The following is a 22,481-nucleotide window of genomic DNA, read 5'->3' on the forward strand; positions in this document are numbered from 1 at the left end:
AGTGACGTTACGTGGCTGAAACGTCAATACGTCCAGGTAAAACTGCAAACGGCGCTGAACGTTCGCGCTGGTGATGACGATTTTTCTGCAACAACCGATTGCAGAAACAGTGAAACCACGGCTGTCAGAGCCCGGACGCCGGGCTGCCGCCGATCATGAGGACGAGCGGGCACGGCGACGTCCGGCTACCCCCCGCGGCGAGAGGCAGCCGGTTCCGCGGGCCACGGGTCAGTGCGAGGCGGCGTCCTCCCGCGGGTCGTCCCAGCGCTGGGCGTTGTCGTCGTTGAGGGTGCCCGGCGGGTCCTGGATCACGCACAGCGGCAGGCCCGCCGGGTCCCGCATGATCCACCAGCCGTTCACGAACTGCACCCGCTCGGCGCCCAGCCGCTCCAGCCTGGCCACCTCGGCGTCGAGGTCGTCGGTGTGGATGTCGAGGTGGACCCGGCTCTGGCCCTCCTCCAGGCTCTGGAGCAGCAGCCCGAACTCGCCGCCGCCGAGCAGGACGCCGTGGAACTCCGGATGCTTCGCGAAGTGCTCCATCGTGGTGCCGGTCGCCGCCTGCCAGAACGCCAGCTCCTCGGCGTGGTGGCGCTCGTCGACGTCGATCACGATCCTGCAGAGCCTGCTGTAGTGCGGCATGGGGTCTCCTCGTCTGCCTTGTGTGGCGTCTGCCTTGTCTGCGGTGTCACATCGTGCGGGGTCAGCCGAGGGCCTCCGCGTACGCGGCCAGGGTGGCCTCGGCCGTGCGGTCCCAGGTGAAGTGGGCACGCACGTGTTCCGCGCCCCGCTCGCCGAGCCGTCCGGCCGCCTCGGGGTCGTCGAGGCAGGACAGGACGGCCCGCGCCAGGTCGTCCGGCGAGTCGCGCGGGCAGCGCAGCGCGCCGTCGCCCACGACGTCGGCGGAGAAACCGGGGCCGACCACGACGGGCCTGCCCAGCGCCATCGCCTCGACGGCGACCAGCCCGAACGGCTCGTACGTCGAGGGGAAGACGCACACGTCGGCGGCGAGGAAGCAGCCGAACACCTCCGCCTGGGGCAGGAAGCGGTACCCGGCCACCACCCGCCCGGCGACCCCGGTCCGCTCGATGAGCCGGGCCACGGCGGCGTCGTCGTCGGTGTGCGGCTGTTGCGCGCCGATGAGCAGGACCACGGCGTCGTCGTACGCCTCGGCGATGCGCGGCACCGCGCGGACGAGCGTGCGGACGCCCTTGTGCGGCGACAGCCGCCCGGCGAACACGACGAGCCGCCCCTTCCCGCCGGGCAGGTACCGCTCGCGGACCTCGGCCCGCAGCCGGTCGCGTTCCCGGGCGGGCAGCGCGGCCAGCCGCAGCAGGTCGGGCTCCTCGAAGCCGTGCGGGACGACGCGCAGCCGCTCGGCGGGCCAGCCACGGGCCACCAACTCGGCGCGCACGGCGGCGCTCGGGACCACGACGAGGCGGGCCAGCCGGGCCTGCGCGGTCTCCAGCGCGTCGAGGGCCGCGGGCAGGAGCGAGCGGCGGGCGCCGGGGGCGGCGTTCAGCTCGCGGGTGTGGACGTGGAACACCACCGGCAGGCGGCCGAGCAGCGCGCACAGGATCCCGGCAGGACAGCCCATCCAGTCGTGCACGGCGACGACCGCCCCCGCCGCCCGTCCCGCGCCCCTCTCCCGGGACGGCCGCGCGCGCAGGATGCGGGCGGCGGCCCTCAGGTTGTAGGCGAGCAGCCCGGCGAGCCTGACGGCGCGCCGCAGCGGCACGGGCACGCGGGAGTCGCCGTCACGCCCCCAGCCCGCGACCGGCAGCCGGTGGAGTACGACGTCACCGAGGCGTTCGGCCCGCGGCGCGCGGCTCCCCCTCCTGACCGCGCCCAGCACCTCGACCGGCGTGCCACGGCCGCGCAGCGCCGCCATCATCCGCTCGGCGTAGCGGCCGAGCCCGCCGACGACGTCGGGCGGCACCTCGGCGCACACGACGTGGACGCGGCCGGGGCGGTCACTCATCGCACGCCCGGGAAGCGGGCCGGATGCGGGCGGGCGGGGGTGTCCGGCGTTGGCGGCAGGGGCGGCGCCGGCGGCGTCGATGCGTGCGTCATCTCACAGGAGGTCGGAGTCGGAAGCCGGACGATACCAGGACATCGCGGCGCGACGCGAGAGGCCGGCACCCCGCTCCCTCCGGGCCCGGACGCTCAGCGCGAGGTCACAGCCTGCTCCAGGGTCACGCGGGCCGGGGTGGCGGGACGCCCGATCAGGTCCCGCAGGGTGGTGCCGGTGGTGGCGAACTCACCACGGCGGGCGGCGCGGAACATGCCGAGCAGCAGGTCCGCCTGCTCCGCCGGGACGCCGTGCCCGGTCAGCTCCGCCGCCCACTCGTCGTCATCGGCGACGACCCGGCGGACGGTGCGCCCGGTCAGCTCGGTGAGAACGGCGGCGACGTCCTCCAGGTCGAGGGCGTCCGGCGCGGTCAGCGGCGGGGTCGGGCCCTCGTAGCGGCGCTCGCCGGCCAGGACGGCCGCCGCGGCTTCGGCGAGGTCGTCGTGGGCGGTCCAGGACACGGGCCCGTCGGCCGGCGCGACCAGCTCGCCGCTCTCCAGCGCCCGGCCCAGCAGGTGCGGGAGGGCGCTCGCGTAGAACCCGTTACGCAGCGCGGTGAACGGCGTGCCGGTCGCGGCCAGGTACCGCTCGGTGGCGGCGTGGTCGGGCATGGGCGCGAAGAGGGAGTGCGCGGCGGCGGCCTGATGGCTGGTGTAGAGGATCCGCTCGGCGCCGGCGGCGCGGGCGGCGTCGATGGCGGCGGTGTGCCGGGCGACGGCCTCGTGGCCGGTGGCGTCGGCGGAGACGACGAGCACCTGGGTGGCGCCCTCGAAGGCGGCGGCGAGGGTGCCGGGCTCGGTGAAGTCGCCGCGGCGCACGCGTACGCCGCTCGCGAGGAGGGCGGCGGCGCGCCCGGGGTCGCGGACGCTGACGCCGATCCGCTCGGCCGGGACGCGCCGGAGCAGCTCCTGGACGATCAGCGAGCCGAGCCGGCCGGTGGCGCCGGTAATGATGATCATGATATGCCCTTCGTTATCAATGGAACGCTAATAACGTTACCACTGGTTCTAACGTCGATAGCAAGTTGGTGTTAACGTTGGTATGTGACAGAGAGCGACAGCAGATCGGGGACGCGGGCGAACCTCGTGGAGGTGGCGGCGCGGCTCCTGCGGGAGCAGGGGCCCGGCGGGGTCACCACCCGCGCCGTCGCCCAGGCCGCCGGCGTCCAGGCGCCGACCATCTACCGATTGTTCGGCGACAAGGACGGGCTGCTCGACGCCGTCGCCGAGCACGTCTTCGCCGCCTACGTCAGCGCCAAGCGAGCAGGCGAGCAAGCCGGCGAGGAGACCGGCGAGGAGACCGGCGGGCGTCGTGGCGACCCGGTGGCCGAGCTGCGGGCCGGATGGGACACGCACGTCGGCTTCGGCCTGGCCAATCCGGAGGTGTTCCGCCTGCTCGCCGACCCCGGCCGCGGCGCGCGGTCACCGGCCGCGTCCGCCGGGCTGGAGGTCCTGCGGGCCCGCGTGCGCCGCGTCGCCGAGGTCGGCCGGCTGCGGGTGCCGGAGGGCCGCGCGGTCGAGCTCATCCACGCCGCCGGCACCGGTGCCGTGCTCGCCCTGCTCGCGCGGGAGCCCCGGGAGCGCGACCCCGGCCTCGCCGACGCGATGTACGAGGCGGTGGCGCGGGCCGTGCTCACCGACGCGCCCGCCCTCGCCGGGGACCACGCGGCCGCGGCCGCCGTCGCGTTCCGGACCGTCGTCCCGAGGCTGGCGGCGCTCACCGGCGCCGAGCGCGCCCTGCTGGCGGAGTGGCTGAACCGCTCGGCCGCCGGCCCCGCCTGACCGGCCGCCCGCCTGACCGGCCGCCCGCCTGACCGCCTCCCCGCCCGGCCGGTCGTCAGGCAGGCCGGTCGTCAAGCCGGTCGTCAAGCCGGCCGGTCGTCAGGCAGGCTGGTCGTCAGCCGGCGGGCGGACGCGGAGGGCGGTGTCGTCGTCCAGGGTGGCGAGGAAGGCGGCCAGGGTGTCGGTGACGTGGTTCAGGCAGCGCGCCCGGAACAGGACGGGCTGGTAGCCGGCGATGTCGTAGGGGGTGGCCAGCATGGCGGGCACGTCCAGCTCGCGGATGCGGGCGGAGCGGAACCTGCCGAGCTCGCCGTAGGAGGACAACAACGCGGCCCCGTACGCCTTGGTCGCGCCGTCGTCCTCGACCACCCCGTACTCCAGCGTGAACCAGTACAGGTCGCTGACGATCTGCAGCGCGTGCCCGGTCCGCAGGCGCGCGGCGGCGGCCCCGATCAGCCGGTAGATCTCGGCGAACCGCGGCACGGCCAGGTGGATGCCGTGGCCGAAGACGTCGTGGATGAGGTCCGGCTCCGGCGTGTACATGGGCACGGCGGGATGCCGGACGAACTGCACGGCGTGGAAGTAGCCGCCGGCCATCGAGCCGAGGAAGCGCTCGTTGGCCACCACGCCGCCGGCCAGGGTGAAGTCGAACCCCGTCAGCCGCCGAAGCTGCGCGCCCACCTCGGCGTGCTGCGGCAGCCGGTCGGCGGGGAAACGCACGGCCTCCCGGGCCTCCAGCACGGCGCGGCAGGCGTGCGAGCGGTGCGCGGACTCCAGGATCCGCTTGACCGTCCGCCAGACGGCGTGCTCGCTGGGGAGGTAGGTGATCCGCGGCGACGGGTCGCCCACCTGGTGCCCGCCGGCGAGCCCGGCGAACCAGCGCCGCCGGGCCAGGTAGCGCGGGTCGCGCAGGCCGGGGTGCTCGGCGGCGGTGCCGAGCCGGCCGTCGGCGGTGGTCGGGGTCAGCGGCGGAGCGTCCATGACCGGTTCCTTGCCTGCCCGGACGGCCGGGTACCGGGGCTTCGGTCAAGTTATGGCCCGGTGATCGGCGGCGGGGCGCATGGGCGGCGGCGGGTTGGGTAATGGCCCGGCCACCATGACGGTGAAAGGCAGGTGGCACGTGGGTTTAGGGATGGCGTTGCGGCACCGGCTCGGGCCGCGCGGCCGGCGGCTGCGGGCCACCGCCAAGCGGCGTTTCGGCTGGGAGCGGCTGCGACCGGGCCAGCAGGAGGCGATGGAGCAGCTGCTCGCCGGGCGTGACGTGCTCCTCGTCATGCCGACGGGGGCCGGCAAGTCGGCCGTCTACCAGATCCCCGCCCAGCTCCTCGACGGGCCGACAGTGGTCGTCTCGCCGCTCATCGCGCTCCAGCGCGACCAGGTGGCCGGCCTGCTGCGGGCGGACGCGGGCGGCGCCGTGGCGGTGAACTCGACCACCTCCGCCGAGCAGGGGCTGGAGCAGGTCACGGGCGGCCGGGCGGAGTTCGTGTTCCTCTCCCCCGAGCAACTGGCCAAGCCCGAGGTCGTCGAGCGGCTCGCGCGGGCCGAGCCGTCGCTGATCGCGATCGACGAGGCGCACTGCGTCGCGGCCTGGGGGCACGACTTCCGGCCCGACTACCAGCGGCTCGGCAAGGTCATCGAGCGGCTGGGGCATCCGCCGGTGGTGGCGATGACGGCCACCGCCGCGCCGAACGTCCGTGAGGAGATCGTCCGCTCGCTCGGCCTCGCCGATCCGGTGCAGATCGTGAGGGGCTTCGACCGGCCGAACATCGCGCTGGAGGTGCGCAGGTTCGTCACCGAGGAGGACAAGAGCCGGGCGCTGATCGAGCACGCCGCCGCCCAGGACGGCCTCGGCCTGGTGTACGTCGCCACCCGCAAGGAGACCGAGCGGTACGCCGCCGCGCTCGCCGGGCGGGGGCTGCGGGCCGAGCCGTACCACGGCGGGATGCGGATCGCCGAGCGCACCCGCGTCCAGGAGCTGTTCGCCGCGGGCGAGCTGGACGTGGTGGTCGCGACGTCGGCGTTCGGGATGGGCATCGACCGGCCGGACGTCCGGTACGTGCTGCACGCCGCGCCGCCCGACTCCCCCGACGCCTACTACCAGGAGATCGGCCGGGCGGGCCGGGACGGCGAGCCGGCCACGGCCGTGCTGTTCTACCGGCCGGAGGACCTGGGCCTGCGCCGGTTCTTCAGCGGCGGCCGGGCCGACGAGGCGACGCTGCTGCGGGTGGCCGCGCTGGTGCGCGAGCACGCCGGCGCGGTGCCCGCCCGCGAGCTGGCCGAGCTGCTGGAGATGAGCGCGTCCCGGCTCACCAGGCTCGTCAACCTGCTGGAGCGGGCCGGGGCGATCGCCGTCACCGACGCCGGCGACCTGCGCTGGGCCCGCCGCTCGCTCACGCCGGAGCGGGCCGCCGAGCGGGCGGCCGAGCTGGACGAGGCGCGGCGCCGCCTGGACGGCTCGCGCGTCGACATGATGCGCGGCTACGCGGAGACCAGGGGCTGCCGCCGCCGTTTCCTGCTCTCCTACTTCGGCGAGCCGTACGCCGCCGCGGCGTGCGGCTCGTGCGACACCTGCCGGGACGGGGAGGCCGTCCCCGAGCAGGAGCCCGCCGCCGAGGAGGGGCCGTTCCGGGTCCAGGAGAAGGTGACGCACAAGAGCTGGGGGCCGGGGACGGTGATGAGCCGCGAACCCGACCGGATCACCGTGCTGTTCGACTCGGTCGGGTACAAGACGCTGGCCCTGGCCGCCGTCGATCACGTCCTGGTCGCGGACGGCTCCGATTCCTGAACGGGCCCCGGGGCCGGTTCACAGCCCGGCTCCCGGGCCGGCTCCCGGGCGGGCCCGCGCGCGTTCCGCGTCACGCGCCGGCCGATCACGGCCGGCACGCCGAGGCCGGCCAGCGCGAGCAGGGTGACGAACATCCACTCCCCCGAGCCGCCCGGCCCGTAGACGCGCGACGCGCGCCCGGTGTCCACCGCCGCGACCGTCCGGCCCGCCGCCAGCGTGCCGCGGTCGCTGCCGTACAGCTCGACGTCGTGCCGCGCGGGCCGCCCGCCGGCGGCGGGGGCGAAGTCCCCCGCCCAGACGCAGGACTCGTGCCCGGGATGCTGGACGCAGCGCAGCTCCCGCGCGGTGAACACGCCGCTCACCCCGTCGGCCCGCGCGGCCCGGATCGCCGGGCCGAGCTGGGGCACGGAGACGAGCAGCAGCACCAGCCCCACCACGGCCAGCACCACGTCGAACCCGCTCACCCGCCGTCGCCGCCGGACCGCGACGGCCGCGTCCTGCGGCATCGGATACTCCTGGGACATCGGGTGCTCCTGCGACATCGGGTGCTCCCGGGACATCTAGCGCGCGACCGCGCAGGTGCAGGCGGCGCCGTGCTCCTCGCCGGCGCGGCGGTGCAGCAGCATCGCCACCACCATGGGCACGAAGACGACGGCGTTGTAGAACAGGTGCAGCTCCATCCGGGGGAAGGCCAGCTGCAGGACGCTGGTGGGGACCGGACGGCCCATCAGGTGCAGGCCGCTGAGCTTCTGCACGAGCAGCAGCAGGTGCTCCAGGTGGTGCCACACCTGGATGCCGAGGGAGATGTTCCACCACGTGCGCGACCTGCCGGTGAAGCCCTTGCGCAGCAGGATCAGGCCGACGAGCATGAGCAGCGCGTACCCGTAGTGCATCCACTCCGAGGTGACCAGCCACGGGAACGGCAGGCCGAGCACGCCCCGGGCCTCGCTCAGCGGCCAGCCCCAGGCGTAGACCTGGATGGCCTGCACCACGTGCTCGGCCCAGTGGGCCACCACGATGACCATGAAGAGCATGAGCGCCGTCCTGTGGTGGCGCCCGTTGAGGGTGGAAGGGCTGATCGTCGTCATCGTCGCCATGTGCCGCCTCGCCTTTCTGCCGCACCGGGTGTGCGCACGGCAGAACGATCTCGGACGGTTCTGGCAATCGGCTTGCAGCGCTCTGCAATCCCGGTTTCAGGACGGGACGGGCGGGCAGTCGGCAGTGACCCCCGAAGGATGCGAGGAGTGTCATGCCGACCGCACGAGAGATCATGACCCCGAACGCCGAGTGTGTGAACGCCGACGAGCCCGTGCTCGTCGCCGCCGAGAAGATGGCCCGCCTGGACGTCGGCTCACTGCCGATCTGCGGCACCGACGACCGGCTCAAGGGCATGCTCACCGACCGCGACATCGTCGTGAAGGTCCTGGCCGCGGGCAAGGACCCGGCCAAGACGCTCGCGGGCGAGCTGGCCCAGGGCGAGGCCGTCACCATCGGCGCGGACGACGACGCGCGGGAGATCCTGCGCACGATGGCCAGCCACAAGGTGCGCCGGCTGCCGGTCATCGACGGGCACAAGCTCGTCGGCATGGTGGCGCTCGCCGAGGTGGCCAGGGCCCTGCCCGACGCCACCGTCAGCGACCTGCTCGACGCCGTCACCACCGACTGACCGGCCCCCAGGGTCGCCTCGGGCGCCCGGTCCCCCCGCCCGCCGAGGGGACCGGGCGCCCGCGTTCCCGCCTCCGGCCGTCAGAGGCGGCCGGTGAACACCGCGGGAGTGCGCTCCCGCCACGGCATGGCCTGCTCCAGGTGGGCGGCGACCCGGAACAGCAGGTCCTCCCGCCCGTAGGGGGCCGCGAGCTGCACGCCGATCGGCAGCCCGTCCTCGCTGTGCCCCAGGGGCAGGCTGATCGCCGGGGTGCCGGAGACGTTGAACACCTGCGTGAACGGCCCGTGCTCGGCCAGCTCCGCCAGCCAGCCGGACAACGTCTGGCCGGGGTCGTCGTAGCGGAGGGTGCCGTGCGGCGCCGGGAGGCGGCCCATCGTCGGGGTGACGAGCAGGTCGTAGGCGGTGAAGAACGCGCCGACCGCGCGGGTGACCCGGTTCTGGGCGTCGAACGCGGCCAGCATGTCCAGCGCGCTGTACTCCCTGGCCGTCTTCAGGAACTGCCGGGAGACGGCCTCCATCCTGCCCTCGTCCACCTGCCGGGGGGCCAGCAGCAGCGTCGAGGCGATGGCGACGCTCTCGCACACCCAGGCGCTGACGACGGCCTCCCAGTCCACGGCCGGGCCGGCCTCGGTGACGGCGTGCCCGGCCTCCTCCAGCACCCGGCCGGTACGCACCGCCGCCGCGGCCACCTCGGCGTCCACCGCCGTCCCCGCCCAGCTGCGCGTGGTCACCGCGACCCGCAGCCGGTCCGGGGCGAGCCCCAGTTCGGCGGCGTACGGGCGGCGCGGGGGCGGCGCGGTGTACTTGTCGCCGATCCCCGGGCCCTGAACGGCGTCCAGCAGGTGGGCGGCGTCGCGGACGGTGCGCGTCAGGGCGAACTCGTAGGCCATGCCGAGCATCGGCTCGCCCAGATCAGGGCCGCAGGGGACCCGTCCCCTGCTCGGCTTGAGCCCGACCAGCCCGCAGCAGGACGCCGGGACGCGGATCGACCCGGCGCCGTCGCTGGCGTGCGCGGCGGGCACCGCCCCGGCGGCCACCAGGGCCGCGGCGCCGCCGCTCGACCCGCCCGCGCCCCGGCCGAGGTGCCACGGGTTGCGGGCGGGGCCGTAGCGCAGCGGCTCGGTGGAGAAGCTGACGCACAGCTCCGGAACGGTGGTCAGGCCCAGGGTGACCAGCCCGGCGGCGCGGAAGCGGGTCATCAGGTCGGTGTCGCGCCAGGCCGGGACGCCCGGCAGGGCGCGGCTGCCGAGGGTGAACGGCACGCCCTCGGCCACCGGCCCGTGGTCCTTGATCAGGAACGGGACGCCGGCGAGCGGCCCGTCCGCGGCGTGGCCGAGCGCCGGCGTGAACGGCGGCAGCGCCAGGCCGTTGACGTGCGCGTCGGCCGCCTCCAGCGCCCGGCGGGCGGTGGCCTCGACCTCCGCGGCGGTGACCTCGCCCGCCTCGATCAGGCGGCGCAGGCCGATGCCGTCGTACCTCGCGTACTCGTGGAGATGCATGGGATGTCCTTCTTCTCCGGCGTCCCGTGGACGCCGGGTCTCACGATCACAGCGGCTCCGTCCGCTCGGACGGGGACGGCGCGCGGCGCGGCATCGGGGTGCCGGGCCGTCGCCGGTGACAGGCGACCGCGACAGGGGCCGTGGTCGCCACGCCGGGCCGCAGCCCGGGGACCCGCCCCTGTCGGTGATCGGAGTGTTCCTATGCTCGGTACATCACCCCCCATGCTGGCAGCCGCCGTCCGGGCCGTCGACCGGTTTTCCGCCGCCCTCCAGTGTCCTGAGCCGGGAGTTCGCCGTTGTTTCTCGGTTATCGGGAGCGGACGAACAAGGCCGGGGTGTTGGTGCCGTCCTCGGCTGCGTGCGTCAGCGCGGAATGACGCCGTTGACGCGGTGAACCTGACCGCGCTCCGGACTCGGACACCCACGGCTCATCGCATAACCGATGGTTATCGCGGCAGGTCTTGGACGGAGGCCACCCGGCGGACCGAGTATGCCGGCATGACGCCCAGGAAGAAGACGACTCTGGTGGTGTGCGCGGCACTGTGTGTGCTCATGACAGGCTGTTCTCACAAGCCTGCCCAGCCCAGCCCTACCGCCTCACCGACGAAGGAACGAACGACGGCGACGGGCTCGGTGCCCGGACATCATCGGGCGCTCGTCGAGAAATTCGTGGCCGCGATCAACGCCGGCGACAAGTCGGCCACGCGTGACACCTTCGATCCGGCGGCGAGGTTCGACAGCGTAGGCCGCATTTACCAGGGCGTTGAGGACATCATGAGCCGCTTCTTGGTCCCCGAGGTCATCGAGGCGGGCGGACGATATGAGCTGCTCTCCCTGACAGCGAGCCCAGGAGAACGCGTTGTCGCTGAGTACGACTTCAGCACCGCCGGCGGTGGCCGGGAACGCTTCACCTACGACTGCGCGGTGCGAGCGGGCCGCTTCCATGACTGTGTGGGCCGCTATGTGTGACCGCCCACCCACAAGCCATCACATGCGGCCCGAACCCCATGCCGCCGTCGCGCTCGCCCAGGCCGGGGCGGACGTGGCGCGCTGCCCCGCGCGTTCCTCGACACCGGGCGCCGGCGCCTGGAGCGGACGTTCCAGTTCAACGTCGGCATCGCGTACGAGCTGACCAGGGCCGCCGTGCCCCACCTGCCGGCGGCGGGCGGCGGGGCGGTCGTCAACGTCTCCTCCGCCGGGGGCCGGGTGGCCGGGCGCGGCTACCTCGCCTACGGCACCGCATGGAGCGGGCCACGCCGCTGCGGCAGGTGGGCGAGCCGGAGGACGTGGCGGCCGCGGTCCTCCCCCTCGTCTCCCCCGCCGGGAGCTGCCTGACCGGCGAGGTGCTGGAGGTGGACGGCGGCATCGACCGTCCCAGCCTCGGCCTGGGGCTGCCCGACCTGTCCTGAACCCGGCTCCGGGCCGGTCGCGGGCGTCCCGTGCGTCCCGTGCGTCCGTAGTACTTCGGAGCTACGCGAAAGTTGCGTCCCGCAGCGGGAGTCCGGCTACGGGCGGCGATCCGTACGGTCAGAACCCGAGCACGCCCTGACCAGCCCGCCCGGAGGACCCGCCCATGATCATGCCCATCCACCCGCGACGAAGCCGGGCCCGCGCGGGGCGGGTGCGGCGCCTCCTGCTCGGTGCGCTGGTGGGCGGGGCGGTGGTGGGGCCGATGGCGGGGGTCGTACGGCCGGGGGCGGTGCCGGCGCCCGTGCCCGCCCCCGTCCCGCCGCTGGACGCCTCCCCGGCCGCGCTCGCCGCCCGCTACGGGGCCGCCCGCGCGGAGATCCTGGCGGCCGGTCGGGCGGCGGCCCGGCTCGGTCATCACCGGCGGGCTTCCCGGCTGCGCGAGATGGCCGATCCCGCCCGCCGTTTCCTCTCCTTCGACGGCCGGGACGGCGGCCGGGCCGTGGAGGTGTTCGGCGAGCCGGCCACCGCCCGCCGGATCGCCGTGCTCGTTCCGGGCGCGGGCGTCGACCTGGACCGCTACGGCCCCCTGCGCGGCGGCGCCCTGCGCCTGCAGGACGCGCTCGACAACGGACCACCCGGCGGCGGACCACCCGGCGACGGGACGGCCGGCGACAGGGCGGCCAGCGGCGGGGCGGCCGGCGGCGGGGCGGCCAGCGGCGGGGCGGTCGTCGTGGTCTGGCTCGGTTATGCCGCGCCGAGCAGTCTCAGCCTGTGGGCGCTGGGGCCGTCCCGGGCCGATGAGGCCGCTCCCGCCCTGCGCGCCTTCGTCCGGGAGCTGCGCGCCGCCAGGCCGGGCGCGCGGATCTCGCTCCTGTGCCACTCCTACGGCTCGGTGGTGTGCGGCCGCGCCGCCCCGGGGCTGGAGGTCGCCGCTCTGGTGTTGTTCGGCAGCCCCGGCGCGGGCGTCCCGGACGCCGCCGCGCTGCGCACCCGGGCGGCGGTGTGGGCCGGGCGCACGTCCGGCGACTGGGTCGGCGTGCTGCCGCACCTGTCCGTCGAGCTGCCGTTCGGCACGGCGGGGCTGGGCGCGGACCCGGTCGCGCCCGGGTTCGGCGCGCGGGTCTTCGCGGCGGGCGGCGGCGGGCACGGCGACTACCTGGCGGCCGGCTCCACGGCGCTGGCGAGCATCGCGCGCATCGTGTCCGATGGGTGACCGGAGCGGGCCGCCGGGGCGCGCCGCTAGGCTGGATCATCCGGCCCCGGCCGGCATCCCCGGGGGAGACGAGAGCGGGCAGGACGTGAGGCGAGGGCTGATGGCCGGAGCGCGGAGCGTCCCCGGCGCCTTGCGCAGGGACCTGTGGGCGACGGCCGCCGACCCGCTCCCCCGCATGCGCGGCCCGCGCCCGCTGTCCCGGCTCCCGCACGTCCTGGTCGTGCTGTTCGCGCTGGTGCTGGGCCTGTTCCCGGACGGCGAGGGGGTGGACCCCACCGTCCCGCTGCTCGCCCTGGCGCAGGCGGCCGTCCTGGTGGTGGCGATGTTCCGCCCGCTGCCGGCGTTCTGGGCGTCGATCGCCGTCATGATCGCCGGTGCGCGGGCGGGCATGACGTACCTCCCGCAGAGCCTGACCTTCCCGTGGATGATCTCCCCGGGCGGGCCCGGCACGCCGCCGTCCGCCGGCTGGGCCGACGGTTTCGACCCGGTCGCCTTCCCGTGGACGGGCTCCGGCATCTTCCTCCAGGCCGGGGTGTTGCTCCTGCTGGCGCTGCGGGTGCGCCCGCGCGTCGCGGCCGAGACGCTGGCCGTCACCGTGCTGGTGGTGGCGGCGTGCGTCGTGTTCCTGCCCGAGAGCTCGGCCATGCACGCGCCGATCGCGCTGCCGGTCTACGCGGTCGCGGTCGCGGTCGGGGCGGGGGTACGCGCGCTCAGGACGACCCGTACCCGGCTGGAGGCCCAGGAGGAGCTGACCGCCGAGGAACGGGCCCACCGCACCCTCCTGCAGGAGCGCAACCGCATCGCCCGCGAGCTGCACGACGTGGTGGCGCACCATATGTCGGTGATCTCCATCCAGGCGCAGGTGGCCCCGCACCTGGTGGACGACCCGCCCGCCGAGCTGCGGGAGAACCTGGCCGGCATCCGGCAGAACGCCGTCGAGGCGCTGACCGAGCTGCGCCGGGTCCTCGGCGTCCTGCGTACGGAGGGCGCCCCCGGGCAGGCCCCGCAGCCCACCCTCGACCGGCTCGGCGAGCTGGTGGACAACGCGCGCGGCGCGGGCCTCACGGTCACCGTCGAGCGCACGGGCGAGAGCGCGGGCGAGCCGCCGCTCTCGCCCGGCGTGGAGCTGTCGGCGTTCCGGATCGTGCAGGAGGCGCTCAGCAACGTGATGCGGCACGCGCCGGGCACGGCGGTGACGCTGCGGCTGGGCCACCGGCCCGGCGCCCTCACGATCCGGGTGGTCAACACCGCGCCGGGCACGCCGCCGCCTCCGCCCGCGGCCGGCGGCGGCCACGGGCTGCCCGGGATGCGCGAGCGGGCGGCCATGCTGGGCGGCGACCTCGTGGCGGGGCCCACTCCGGACGGCGGTTACGAGGTCAGCGCGTTCCTGCCCACCGGCCCGCACCAGGTCACCGGGCCTCCGCAACCCGACCCCCCGCAGCCCGACCCCCCGCAGCCCGGTCCCCCACAGCCCGGTCCCCGAGAGAAAGGCATCGAGGCCGCCCCATGACGAGCATCCGCGTGCTCATAGCCGACGACCAGGTGATGGTCCGCCAGGGTTTCACCGTGCTGCTCAACGCCGAGCCCGGCATCGAGGTCGTCGGCCAGGCCGCCGACGGCCTCGACGCGGTGGCGCGGGCCGCCGAGCTGACCCCCGACGTGGTGCTCATGGACGTGCGGATGCCCCGGCTGGGCGGCATCGAGGCGACCCGCCGCATCGCCGCGCAGCTCGGAACGGCGGTGAAGGTCCTGGTGCTGACCACCTTCGACCTGGACGACTACGTCTACGAGGCGCTGCGCGCGGGCGCGTCCGGCTTCCTGCTCAAGGACGCGTCGGCGGCCGAGTTGGCGCACGCGGTGCGGGTGGTCGCCGCCGGGGACGCCCTGCTCGCCCCGACCGTCACCAAGCGGCTGATCGCCGAGTTCTCCCGGATGAGCGGCGCGTCGCGCCCGCCGCTCATGGAGCGCGTGGGCGACCTGACCGAGCGCGAGACCGAGGTGCTGGCGCTCATCGCGCAGGGACTGTCGAACGCGGAGATCTCCGCCCGGCTGGTGGTCGCCGAGCAGACGGTCAAGACGCACGTGAGCAGGATCCTGCTCAAGCTCGGGCTGCGTGACCGCACCCAGGCGGCGGTCTTCGCGTACGAGACCGGCCTGGTGCGCCCTTCGGGCTACTGAGCGCGTAGCCGGTCGCGTACCCAGGCGGGGTCGGGGTTGACGTGCGCCTGCCCGTCCAGCACCACCGTCGGCACCGTCTCGTTCCCGCCTGCCACGGCCCGCACCGCCGCCGCGCCCTCCGGGTCGCGCCAGATGTCCACCCAGTACGCCCGGCGGGCGTCGCGCCCCAGCCGCACGCGCAGCCGCAGGCAGTAGCGGCAGCCCGCCCGCCAGTAGATGATCGCGCGGCCGTCGGCGGCACTGCGTTCCCGGGCCCGCGCCGCGCTCACCAGCCGCGGGAACGCCAGCGGCGACAACCATCCGGCGGCCAGGACGAACACCAGGAGCAGCACGACCGCGGCGACGGGGGCACCCGAGGCGGCCTGCGAGCCCGCCGCCAGAAGGCCGCACAGCGCCATCAGCCCTGGCAGCATCCATCCACGTGTCACGGACAAGCAAGCTACCGGGGGCGGGCCGGCCTGACCACTCCTGAGAGCTTCCCCACTCCGCCCGCCTGACCGTGCCGGGCGTCCGCCGCCGCTGCCGCTGCCGCTGCCGCGAGCGTGTACAACTGTCCGCATGGAACAGCCCTCACCGGGCGACCGGATGACCGCCGACGACCTCGACGCCGTCATCTCGGCCGTCCTCGCCGGCTCGCGGCTGCTGGTGGCCATCACCGCCCGCTCCCTGGACGCCGCCCAGGACCGGGTCACCCTTCCCCAGTTTCGCATGCTGGTGGTGCTGTCCCTGCACGGCGAGACCAAGCTCGTCACCATGGCCGACCTGCTCGACGTCAACAGCTCCACCGCCATGCGCATGGCCGACCGCCTCGCCGCCGCCGGGCTCGTCGTCCGCGAGGTCAACCCGCACAACCGCCGCGAGAGCCTGATGCGCCTCACCCCCGAGGGCAGCCGCCTCGTCGACGACGTGATGGCCCGCCGCCGCGAGGAGATCGCGGCCGTCGTCTCCCGCATGACCCCCGAGCAGTGCCGGGCGCTGGTCTCCGCCATGAACGCCTTCAACCAGGCCGGCGGCGAGGCCCCGCCCGGCCAGCACTTCCCCCTGGGCTGGCCCGACGCCTGACGGCTCGCCGGGGGACGGCGGTGGCAGACTGGTGCCTGCACACCACTACGAACGCATCCGAACCATCCATAACGGGGGAACTCATGTCACCAAGCCCCGAAGCCGTGAGCACCGCCGCCGTCAGCACCGACCGGCCGGCCCGTTACGGCAAGCAGCTCGTCTCGCACCTGAGCCGCCGCGTCACCGGCGAGTGGGCCGAGGAGTCGGCCACCGGCTCCCTCGACTTCAACGGCAGCGGCCGGGCCGAGCTGTCGTGCGCCGAGGGCGTGCTCAACCTGCGCATCGAGACCAGCCCCGACAACCAGGAACGCCTGGAGGACGTCGTCGGGCGGCACCTCGTGCGGTTCGGCGCTCGCGACGAGCTCGTCGTCCGGTGGACGCGCGGCGACGGCAGCACGGGCACCGAGCAGCGCAACGACGCACCCGAGTGATCCGCCCGGGCCCGCGGCCGCCCGGGCCCGCGGCCGCCCGCGCGAGCGGCCGTCGCCGCGCGGGCGCCGCTCGCGCGGGCCGCGGGTCAGAGCCAGCCGCGCGAATCGGCCACCCGCACCGCCTCGGCCCGGTTGCGCGCGCCGGTCTTGCCGATCGCCGAGGACAGGTAGTTGCGCACGGTCCCCTCGGTCAGGAACAGCCGGCGGGCGATGTCGGCGACGGTCGCGCCGCCGGCCGCGGCACGCAGCACCTCCGTCTCACGCTGGGTGAGCGGGCTCGGCCCGACGGTGAGGGCCGACACCGCCAGCTTCGGGTCGATCACCGTCTCCCCGGCCATGACCCGCCGCACGGCCGCCGTCAGCTCGGCGACCGGCGCGTCCTTGACGACGAAGCCGGACACGCCGGCCTCCAGCGCGCGGGCGAGGTAGCCGGGCCTGCCGAAGGTCGTCACGATCACCACCCGCTGCCCGCGAAGGCGTTCGGCGACCTCCAGGCCGGACATGCCGGGCATCTCGATGTCGAGCAGGACCACGTCGGGCCGGTGCCCGGCCACCGCGGCCTCCACCTGGTCGCCGCGCCCGACCTCGGCCACCACCTCGATGTCGTCCTCCAGCGACAGCAGCGCGGCCAGTCCGCCCCGGACGAGGTCCTGGTCGTCGGCGACGAGGACGCGGATCACGACCGCTCCACCGGGACGCGGGCACGCAACCGGTAGCCGGTGCCGCCCGGCGGCGGGCCGGCCTCCAGGTGACCGCCGGCGGCGGCGAGGCGTTCGGCCAGCCCGATCAGCCCGTTGCCGTCCCCGTCGCGGGGCCCGTCGCCCCCGGTGCCGTCGTCGCGGACCTCCACGGACGCGGTGCGCGCGTCCACGGCGAGGTCGATCCAGCAGCGGCGGGCCCCGCTGTGGCGGACGACGTTCGTGGCGGCCTCGCGCACGGTCCAGGCGAGCAGCGTCTCGGCGGCGGCCGGGATGGGGCCGGCCGCGGGGGAGATCTCCAGGCGGATCCCGGCCAGCGCGAGGCTGCGGGCCGCCTGCCGCAGCTCGCCGGACAGGGCGAGGCCGCGGTAGCCGGCAACGGCGCGGCGCACCTCGTCGAGCGCCTGGCGGGCGGCCCGCTCCACCTCGGCCATCCGGCGGGCCGCCCGGTCGGGGTCGGAGCGGGCCAGCCGGGCGGCGAGCTGGCTGCTGATGGTGATCGAGGTGAGCGTGTGGCCGAGGGTGTCGTGCAGGTCCCTGGCGAAGCGCAGGCGCTCGTTGTCCACCGCGAGCCGGGCCACCTGGGCGCGGGCGGCGTCGAGCCGGGCGAGGAGCACGCCCATGCGCAGCATCGCCGACGCCGCGCCCGCCTGGGCGAGGATCGCCACCGGCACCCACCAGACCTGGCCGAACGGCACCCCGTACGCCGCCAGCGCGCCCACCTCCACGGCCGCCGTCGCCGCCAGCGCCGCGCCGAGGGCGGCGCCCCCGCGCAGCACCGTCACCAGGGCGCTGACGACGTAGACGAAGCTCACGTACGCCCACGGCGGCCCCAGCACGGGCAGCAGCGCCGCCGCCGTGGCGACCACCCCCGCGGGCCACCCCGGCGACGGGCGGCCCGCCGGCCCCAGCAGGCCCCACATCGTGCGCAGCCAGCACGCCGCGAGGACCACGACCCCCGCGATCACCCCCAGCGCCGCCCCGGCCGCCGGCCCGGACCCGGCGAACGACCACAGGGGCCATCCCAGCAGCGCCAGCCAGGCGCACGACCCGGCGCGCGCCGCGGCCCGGCCCCGGCTCAGGTCGAGCTCTTCCCCGTTCATCGGGTCGCCCGTAAGGCTGCTCACAAGGCCCGACGGTAACGCCACAGCGCCAGCGCGGCGAACACCAGCGTCCAGCCCGCGAGCACGGCGAGCGAGAGGCCCGTCGGCGTGTGGCCCTCCAGCGCCCGCCAGCCGAGCGAGCCGACCTGGTAGGTGGGGCTGTACTCGGCCAGGGCGCGCATGGCGGGCGGCATCGACGTCACCGGCACCCACAGCCCGCCCAGGACGGACAGCCCGAAGTACACGATCATCATGGCCAGGCCGGCGAGCTGCCCCCGGAAGGTGTAGCCGAAGGCCACGCCGAGCGCGGCGAACGGCAGCACCCCCGTCCAGATGAGCAGCACCAGCGCCACCCACGTGCCCGCGGGCAGCCGTACCCCGGCCAACAGCGCGCCCGCCGCCAGCACGACCAGGATGCTGGGCAGCACCCCGGCGGCGGCACAGAGCAGCTTGGCCGTCACGTAGCCGTGGGCGGGCAGCGGGGTGACGGCGATCTGCCGCAGCCAGCCCCCGGCCCGTTCCATCGCGATGGCGCCGCCGACGAACATCGCGCCGCCCATCGCCCCGTACGTGGCCATCGACACCATCGAGTGGTCCGCGGGGGCCACGGTCAGCACCTTGGCCCACAGCAGGAACAGCAGCAGCGGGAACACGGTCAGCATGGTCATCCCGACCGGGTTGCGGAAGGCCCGCACCAGCTCCAGCCGCACGTAGGAACCCGTCATCCCGTCCCCTCCTCCGAGTCTCCCCCGGTCAGGCTCACGAAGGCGCTCTCCAGGTCGATGCGCTCGGTCCGTACGCCCCTGACGTCGTCGAACGTGGCGAACAGCGCCCGCAGGGTGGCGTCGGAGTCGCCGGTGCGCAGCGCCACGGTGCCGTTGTGGACCCGTACGCCGCGCACGCCCGGCAGCGCGCGCAGCCGGGCCACGTCGGGGGTGCCGCCGCCGCTGTCGAAGCGCACCTCTCCTCCGCCCACCAGGGCCTTGACGGCCTCCACCGGGCCGTCGGCGATCACCCGGCCGCCGGCCAGTAGCACGACCCGGTCGGCGTAGGTCTCGGCCTCGGCCAGGTAGTGGGTGGCGAAGACGGTGGTGGCGCCGCGGCGGGTGACCTCCTGCCACAGGGCGCGGCGGCCGTCCACGTCCAGGCCGACGGTCGGCTCGTCGAGCACCAGCAGGCGGGGGCCGCCGGCCAGGGCGAGCGCGAACCTGACCCGCTGCCGCTGCCCGCCCGACAGCCGGCCCACCAGCCGGTCGGCCAGGTCCTCGACGCGGGCGGCCCGTAGGGTCGCGGCCAGGGGCGGCGGGTGGTCGTACATGCCGGCGACGGCGGCGACCAGCTCCCGCACCCGGACGTCCTCCAGCAGGCCGGCCTCCTGCAGCAGCACGCCCACCAGTCCGTCGCGCAGGACGGCGGCGGGCGGCCGGCCGAGGACCGTGGCCCGGCCCGTGGTGGGCTTCAGCAGGCCCAGGGCGATGGACAGCAGCGTGCTCTTGCCCGCCCCGTTGGGGCCGAGCAGCGCCACCGTCTCCCCCTCCGCCACGGTGAGCCCGACGCCGTCCAGGGCGGTGACGGGCCCGTAGCGTTTGCGTACGTCTTCCAGTTCCAGCACGTCCGGCATGGCACCAGCCTGCGGGAACGCGGTGGCGCCGAGGTAGTGCGATGCGTCAGCCGGGGCGGCATGACAAACGTCATGGGTGGTTTCAAGGACGTATCGTTGCCCGGGAATTACCCAGAGCACGCTTATGTTGCACATACCCGACGCGAGATGACATACCTCCGCGTTTCGGGCGTCGCAGTCTTTTCTTTCTCAGGCCCTCTCAGGAGCCGTGCGACAGCCCCCCGATGGCAGCCGGCCTCGCCGCTGTCAGCGACCACCGCACGACACACCGTTCAGGAGTAGTTTCCGCATGGCCAAGCACCGTCGTACGCATGCCCGTGTCAACCTCGCCCGCGCCGCGCTCGGCGCGACCGTCGCCGCCGGCGCGCTCGGCTTCGGCGCCGCCGCCAACGCCGGCACCACCGCGCACACCACCGCGCACGCCGCCCATCAGGTCGCTCATCAGGCCGCCCACGCGGCCCCGGCCGCGCGGACCCGTGACACCGGCAGCACCGGCAGCGCCGGCGCCGAGGGCTCCAAGGCGCTCAAGGTGACCGCCGAGCAGGTCCTGGCCACCGCCAGGGCCCAGGTCGGCACCAGCGAGGACGCCAACGGCGGCGGCACCAAGTTCCAGAAGTGGTACGCCTCCTCGCCGCGCGCGGCCGAGACCATCGCCCGCGACGGCGGCGGCAGCACGGCCTCCTACGTGGACGCCCCGTGGTGCTCGATGTTCGTCTCCTGGGTCGGCGAGCAGAGCGGCGCCCGCTCGCAGGTCGGCTGGGACGCCTACACCGTGGCCCACGCCAAGTGGTTCCAGGCCAACCACCGCTTCGGCAGCGCCGCCAAGCCCGGCGCGGTCGTGTTCTTCTCCTGGAGCGGCAGCAAGGACCTCAGCGCCATCAACCACGTCGGGTTCGTCGTCAAGGACAACGGCGACGGCACGATCTCCACGATCGAGGGCAACACCGGCAACGGCAAGGTCGAGCAGCGGGTCCGCCCGGCCTCCCAGGTCGTCGGCTACGGCTACCCCCACTACGCCCCTACGGCGCGAGCCTGACCGTGCCGGGGATGCCCTGGCGGGCCATCCTCGCGCACGGGCACAGCGCGCCGGCCCGCGCCAGCAGCGGGACAGTGGTCTCCCGGCCGACCCCGGGCCAGGTGACGACGAGGTCGGCGCGCAGCCGGCAGCCGCAGCTCCAGGCCGAGCACGCCGTCGGCGGAGTCGTTCACGAAGGTCGTGCCTTTCATGTCCGGGCGCGGGGCGTGCCCGGGGCAGGACGTGGCGGCGAGAGGTGCCAGTGCCGCAGCTTGTCCGGGTTCAGGATGATCCATACGGCTGTGATGCCGGTGGCGGCGACGCTCAGGCCGACCACGGCCACGGCCCGGCCGGAGTGGCGCAGCACCAGCCCGGTACGGCCGTTCACGCGGGTGAGGGCCGGCTCGTCGCCGGGCCGGCCGGCCAGCAGGGCCGTGACGTAACGGGCGACCGCGTCCGCCCCGCGCGCCGGGTGGATCGGGGCGCGCAGCTTGCCGCCGCCGTCGCTCACGGCCACCGCGTCCCCGGCCAGCAGGGCCCTCATCGCGGCGGGATCACCGGCGTCGCAGGCCGCCGCGAACCCGCGTACGGCGCGGTCGTGCCGCTCCGGCGCCACCTGCCGGAGCCCGGCCCCGCCTGCCGTCCCCCACGCCGTGCCACCGGCCGCCGCGGGCAGCCCGCCCGCGGCGGGCACCACCCGCGCCACGACACCATCGGCCGCCCTCGCGCCGCCGTGCGCCAGGACGGCAGCGGTGGCCGTGGTGCCGGGGGCCGTGGTGCCGGGGGCCGCGGTGCCGGGGGCCGTGGTGCCAGTGGCCGTGGCGGCCGAGCCCGACAGCCACAGGGCGACGCCGAGCAGGTGCCGCCGCTCGTCCAGCAGCTCCGCCAGCGCCTCGGCGCCCTCCCCGGTCACGACCCGCCGCCCTCGGGCTCCGCCGATCGGTCCGGCCGGTGGCGGGCGAAGGCGGTCAGTTTGCCGGGGTTGACCACCCACATCAGGTGGTGGATGCCCGCCGGCGAGGCGTCGACGGCGAGCAGCGCGACCCCGTCGCGGCCCCCGGGCACGAGCAGGCCGGCCAGCCCGTTCGCCTCGACCCAGGTGACGTTCGCGTCCCGCCAGTACCGGGACGCGAACGCGGCGAGGAACCGCGCCACCCGCGTGACGCCCAGCAGCGGGAACCGGGCCGACCCCGGCATGCCGTTGCCGTCGGAGACGCTGACGACGTCGGCGGCGAAGAGGTCCTCGAGCGCGGCCACGTCGCCCCGCCGGGCGGCGGCGAGGAACACCGCCAGCAGGCGGCGGTGCTGGTTCTTGTCGATGCGCTCGCGCCGGCCGGCGGTCAGGTGCTTGCGGGCGCGGCTGACGAGTTGCCGGGCGTTGGCCGGGCTGAGCTGGAGGATGTCCGCGATCTGCCCGTAGGGGTAGTCGAAGGCCTGGCGCAGCACGTACGCGGCCCGCTCGGTGGGCGTGAGCCTTTCCAGCAGCAGGAGCAGCCCCAGTTCGAGCGCTTCGCCGCGCTCGGCGCCGAGTGCCGGGTCGGCGCTGGTGTCCACCGGCTCGGGGAGCCAGGGCCCGACGTAGGACTCGCGCCGGGCGCGGGCGGACTGGGCGGCGTTGAGCGCCAGCCGGGTGGTGACCAGCGCCAGGAACGCCGGCGGGTTCTCCACGCTCGGCCGGTCGGCGGCCTGCCAGCGCAGCCAGACCTCCTGGACGATGTCCTCGGCCTCGGCGGCGCTGCCGAGCATCCGGTAGGCGATGCCGAACAGGCGCGGCCGCAGCTCGACGAAAGCCGCGGCGGCCCGTTCGAGCGCGTTGCCCCCCTCGGTGGCGGCCCGTTCGAGCGCGTTGCCCGCCTCGGCGGCGGCCTGCTCCAGCGCGTTGCCCGCTCCGGTGGCGGGCGGGGCTTCAGGCACCTTCCACCCCGGCAGCCCCCGGACGGGGCTGGTGCTC

24 protein-coding genes and 1 pseudogene are annotated in these 22,481 nt (G+C 75.3%); 11 read left to right on the forward strand and 14 right to left on the reverse strand.

All coding sequences use genetic code 11. From position 1 onward, the window contains the following. Positions 1 to 228: 228 nt before the first annotated feature. The 3 genes from AB0H75_RS30820 to AB0H75_RS30830 all read right to left on the reverse strand — a co-directional run bounded on the left by AB0H75_RS30820 (position 229) and on the right by AB0H75_RS30830 (position 3,027). The gene (locus AB0H75_RS30820; protein WP_367802305.1) at positions 229 to 639 is read right to left on the reverse strand and encodes a VOC family protein; all 411 of its coding nucleotides are present in this window, start codon (positions 637 to 639) and stop codon (positions 229 to 231) included. Positions 640 to 700: 61 nt separating this feature from the next. Next, positions 701 to 1,978 carry a glycosyltransferase family 4 protein gene (locus tag AB0H75_RS30825; RefSeq protein WP_367802307.1) on the reverse strand — a complete coding sequence of 426 codons (1,278 nt, stop codon included), beginning with the start codon at positions 1,976 to 1,978 and terminating at the stop codon, positions 701 to 703. A 185-nt stretch (positions 1,979 to 2,163) separates the two neighbouring features. After that, positions 2,164 to 3,027: an NAD(P)H-binding protein gene (locus AB0H75_RS30830; protein ID WP_367802309.1), complete on the reverse strand. Its 864-nt coding sequence runs from the start codon at positions 3,025 to 3,027 to the stop codon at positions 2,164 to 2,166. A gap of 84 nt (positions 3,028 to 3,111) precedes the next feature. On the opposite strand from AB0H75_RS30830, the gene AB0H75_RS30835 reads away from it, so the two are divergent. Further along, positions 3,112 to 3,849 carry a TetR/AcrR family transcriptional regulator gene (locus AB0H75_RS30835; protein ID WP_367802311.1) on the forward strand — a complete coding sequence of 246 codons (738 nt, stop codon included), beginning with the start codon at positions 3,112 to 3,114 and terminating at the stop codon, positions 3,847 to 3,849. Positions 3,850 to 3,948: 99 nt separating this feature from the next. Here the strand turns inward: AB0H75_RS30835 and AB0H75_RS30840 are convergent, their stop codons facing one another. Further along, positions 3,949 to 4,830 carry a phenylalanine 4-monooxygenase gene (locus AB0H75_RS30840; protein WP_367802313.1) on the reverse strand — a complete coding sequence of 294 codons (882 nt, stop codon included), beginning with the start codon at positions 4,828 to 4,830 and terminating at the stop codon, positions 3,949 to 3,951. A gap of 139 nt (positions 4,831 to 4,969) precedes the next feature. On the opposite strand from AB0H75_RS30840, the gene AB0H75_RS30845 reads away from it, so the two are divergent. Next, positions 4,970 to 6,634, forward strand: coding sequence for a RecQ family ATP-dependent DNA helicase (locus AB0H75_RS30845; RefSeq protein ID WP_367802315.1), 1,665 nt, complete (start codon positions 4,970 to 4,972; stop codon positions 6,632 to 6,634). Here the strand turns inward: AB0H75_RS30845 and AB0H75_RS30850 are convergent. Both AB0H75_RS30850 and AB0H75_RS30855 read right to left on the reverse strand, forming a co-directional pair. Then, positions 6,601 to 7,158 (reverse strand): hypothetical protein, encoded by a 558-nt coding sequence (locus AB0H75_RS30850; protein ID WP_367802317.1) that lies wholly within the window; start codon positions 7,156 to 7,158, stop codon positions 6,601 to 6,603. The genes AB0H75_RS30845 and AB0H75_RS30850 overlap by 34 nt on opposite strands. Positions 7,159 to 7,194: 36 nt before the next feature. Continuing rightward, the gene (locus AB0H75_RS30855; RefSeq protein ID WP_367802319.1) at positions 7,195 to 7,731 is read right to left on the reverse strand and encodes a hypothetical protein; all 537 of its coding nucleotides are present in this window, start codon (positions 7,729 to 7,731) and stop codon (positions 7,195 to 7,197) included. Positions 7,732 to 7,883: 152 nt separating this feature from the next. Between AB0H75_RS30855 and AB0H75_RS30860 the strand changes: the two genes are divergently transcribed. Beyond that, the gene (locus AB0H75_RS30860; RefSeq protein WP_367802321.1) at positions 7,884 to 8,300 is read left to right on the forward strand and encodes a CBS domain-containing protein; all 417 of its coding nucleotides are present in this window, start codon (positions 7,884 to 7,886) and stop codon (positions 8,298 to 8,300) included. An 80-nt stretch (positions 8,301 to 8,380) separates the two neighbouring features. Here AB0H75_RS30860 and AB0H75_RS30865 read toward each other — a convergent pair whose 3' ends face one another. Then, positions 8,381 to 9,799 (reverse strand): amidase, encoded by a 1,419-nt coding sequence (locus AB0H75_RS30865; RefSeq protein WP_367802323.1) that lies wholly within the window; start codon positions 9,797 to 9,799, stop codon positions 8,381 to 8,383. Between the two features lie 498 nt (positions 9,800 to 10,297). On the opposite strand from AB0H75_RS30865, the gene AB0H75_RS30870 reads away from it, so the two are divergent. From AB0H75_RS30870 to AB0H75_RS30890, 5 genes and pseudogenes are all read left to right on the forward strand, one after another. Beyond that, positions 10,298 to 10,768 (forward strand): nuclear transport factor 2 family protein, encoded by a 471-nt coding sequence (locus AB0H75_RS30870; RefSeq protein ID WP_367802325.1) that lies wholly within the window; start codon positions 10,298 to 10,300, stop codon positions 10,766 to 10,768. 117 nt (positions 10,769 to 10,885) lie between these two features. Then, positions 10,886 to 11,208 (forward strand): annotated as a pseudogene (locus AB0H75_RS30875) (SDR family oxidoreductase). Between the two features lie 164 nt (positions 11,209 to 11,372). After that, a complete protein-coding gene (locus AB0H75_RS30880; protein ID WP_367802327.1) occupies positions 11,373 to 12,422 on the forward strand; it encodes an alpha/beta hydrolase in 1,050 nt (349 codons plus the stop codon). Between the two features lie 100 nt (positions 12,423 to 12,522). Next, entirely contained in the window at positions 12,523 to 13,932 is a 1,410-nt protein-coding gene (locus tag AB0H75_RS30885) for a sensor histidine kinase (protein WP_367802329.1), read from the forward strand. Beyond that, a complete protein-coding gene (locus tag AB0H75_RS30890; RefSeq protein WP_367802331.1) occupies positions 13,929 to 14,600 on the forward strand; it encodes a response regulator in 672 nt (223 codons plus the stop codon). Before AB0H75_RS30885 ends, AB0H75_RS30890 begins: the two co-directional genes overlap by 4 nt. On the opposite strand, the gene AB0H75_RS30895 is transcribed toward AB0H75_RS30890, so the two are convergent. Further along, the gene (locus AB0H75_RS30895; RefSeq protein WP_367802333.1) at positions 14,594 to 15,028 is read right to left on the reverse strand and encodes a glutaredoxin domain-containing protein; all 435 of its coding nucleotides are present in this window, start codon (positions 15,026 to 15,028) and stop codon (positions 14,594 to 14,596) included. The genes AB0H75_RS30890 and AB0H75_RS30895 overlap by 7 nt on opposite strands. Before the next feature lie 130 nt (positions 15,029 to 15,158). On the opposite strand from AB0H75_RS30895, the gene AB0H75_RS30900 reads away from it, so the two are divergent. After that, the gene (locus tag AB0H75_RS30900) at positions 15,159 to 15,662 is read left to right on the forward strand and encodes a MarR family winged helix-turn-helix transcriptional regulator (protein WP_367802335.1); all 504 of its coding nucleotides are present in this window, start codon (positions 15,159 to 15,161) and stop codon (positions 15,660 to 15,662) included. Between the two features lie 104 nt (positions 15,663 to 15,766). Next, complete coding sequence (locus tag AB0H75_RS30905) at positions 15,767 to 16,093, forward strand: DUF2218 domain-containing protein (protein ID WP_367802337.1); 327 nt, start codon at positions 15,767 to 15,769, stop codon at positions 16,091 to 16,093. An 86-nt stretch (positions 16,094 to 16,179) separates the two neighbouring features. Here the strand turns inward: AB0H75_RS30905 and AB0H75_RS30910 are convergent, their stop codons facing one another. The 4 genes from AB0H75_RS30910 to AB0H75_RS30925 are packed head-to-tail and all read right to left on the reverse strand — an operon-like array spanning position 16,180 to position 19,515. After that, positions 16,180 to 16,773 (reverse strand): response regulator, encoded by a 594-nt coding sequence (locus AB0H75_RS30910; protein ID WP_367802339.1) that lies wholly within the window; start codon positions 16,771 to 16,773, stop codon positions 16,180 to 16,182. After that, positions 16,770 to 17,918 (reverse strand): sensor histidine kinase, encoded by a 1,149-nt coding sequence (locus tag AB0H75_RS30915; protein ID WP_367802341.1) that lies wholly within the window; start codon positions 17,916 to 17,918, stop codon positions 16,770 to 16,772. Before AB0H75_RS30915 ends, AB0H75_RS30910 begins: the two co-directional genes overlap by 4 nt. Next, the gene (locus tag AB0H75_RS30920; RefSeq protein WP_367802343.1) at positions 17,915 to 18,619 is read right to left on the reverse strand and encodes an ABC transporter permease; all 705 of its coding nucleotides are present in this window, start codon (positions 18,617 to 18,619) and stop codon (positions 17,915 to 17,917) included. The genes AB0H75_RS30915 and AB0H75_RS30920 overlap by 4 nt, the downstream gene beginning before the upstream one ends. Next, positions 18,616 to 19,515, reverse strand: a complete 900-nt coding sequence (locus AB0H75_RS30925; RefSeq protein ID WP_367802345.1) for an ABC transporter ATP-binding protein — start codon at positions 19,513 to 19,515, stop codon at positions 18,616 to 18,618. The genes AB0H75_RS30920 and AB0H75_RS30925 overlap by 4 nt, the downstream gene beginning before the upstream one ends. A gap of 289 nt (positions 19,516 to 19,804) precedes the next feature. On the opposite strand from AB0H75_RS30925, the gene AB0H75_RS30930 reads away from it, so the two are divergent. Then, complete coding sequence (locus AB0H75_RS30930; RefSeq protein WP_367802347.1) at positions 19,805 to 20,551, forward strand: CHAP domain-containing protein; 747 nt, start codon at positions 19,805 to 19,807, stop codon at positions 20,549 to 20,551. Positions 20,552 to 20,738: 187 nt separating this feature from the next. Here the strand turns inward: AB0H75_RS30930 and AB0H75_RS30935 are convergent, their stop codons facing one another. After that, on the reverse strand, positions 20,739 to 21,443 hold the full coding sequence (locus AB0H75_RS30935; RefSeq protein ID WP_367802349.1) for a hypothetical protein: 705 nt from the start codon (positions 21,441 to 21,443) through the stop codon (positions 20,739 to 20,741). Further along, positions 21,440 to 22,444: an RNA polymerase sigma factor SigJ gene (gene sigJ, locus AB0H75_RS30940; protein ID WP_367802351.1), complete on the reverse strand. Its 1,005-nt coding sequence runs from the start codon at positions 22,442 to 22,444 to the stop codon at positions 21,440 to 21,442. Before sigJ ends, AB0H75_RS30935 begins: the two co-directional genes overlap by 4 nt. Positions 22,445 to 22,481: the final 37 nt, after the last annotated feature.

It is taken from the genome of Nonomuraea sp. NPDC050783, from assembly GCF_040802095.1.
In the GTDB taxonomy this organism is placed as follows: Bacteria; Actinomycetota; Actinomycetes; order Streptosporangiales; family Streptosporangiaceae; genus Nonomuraea.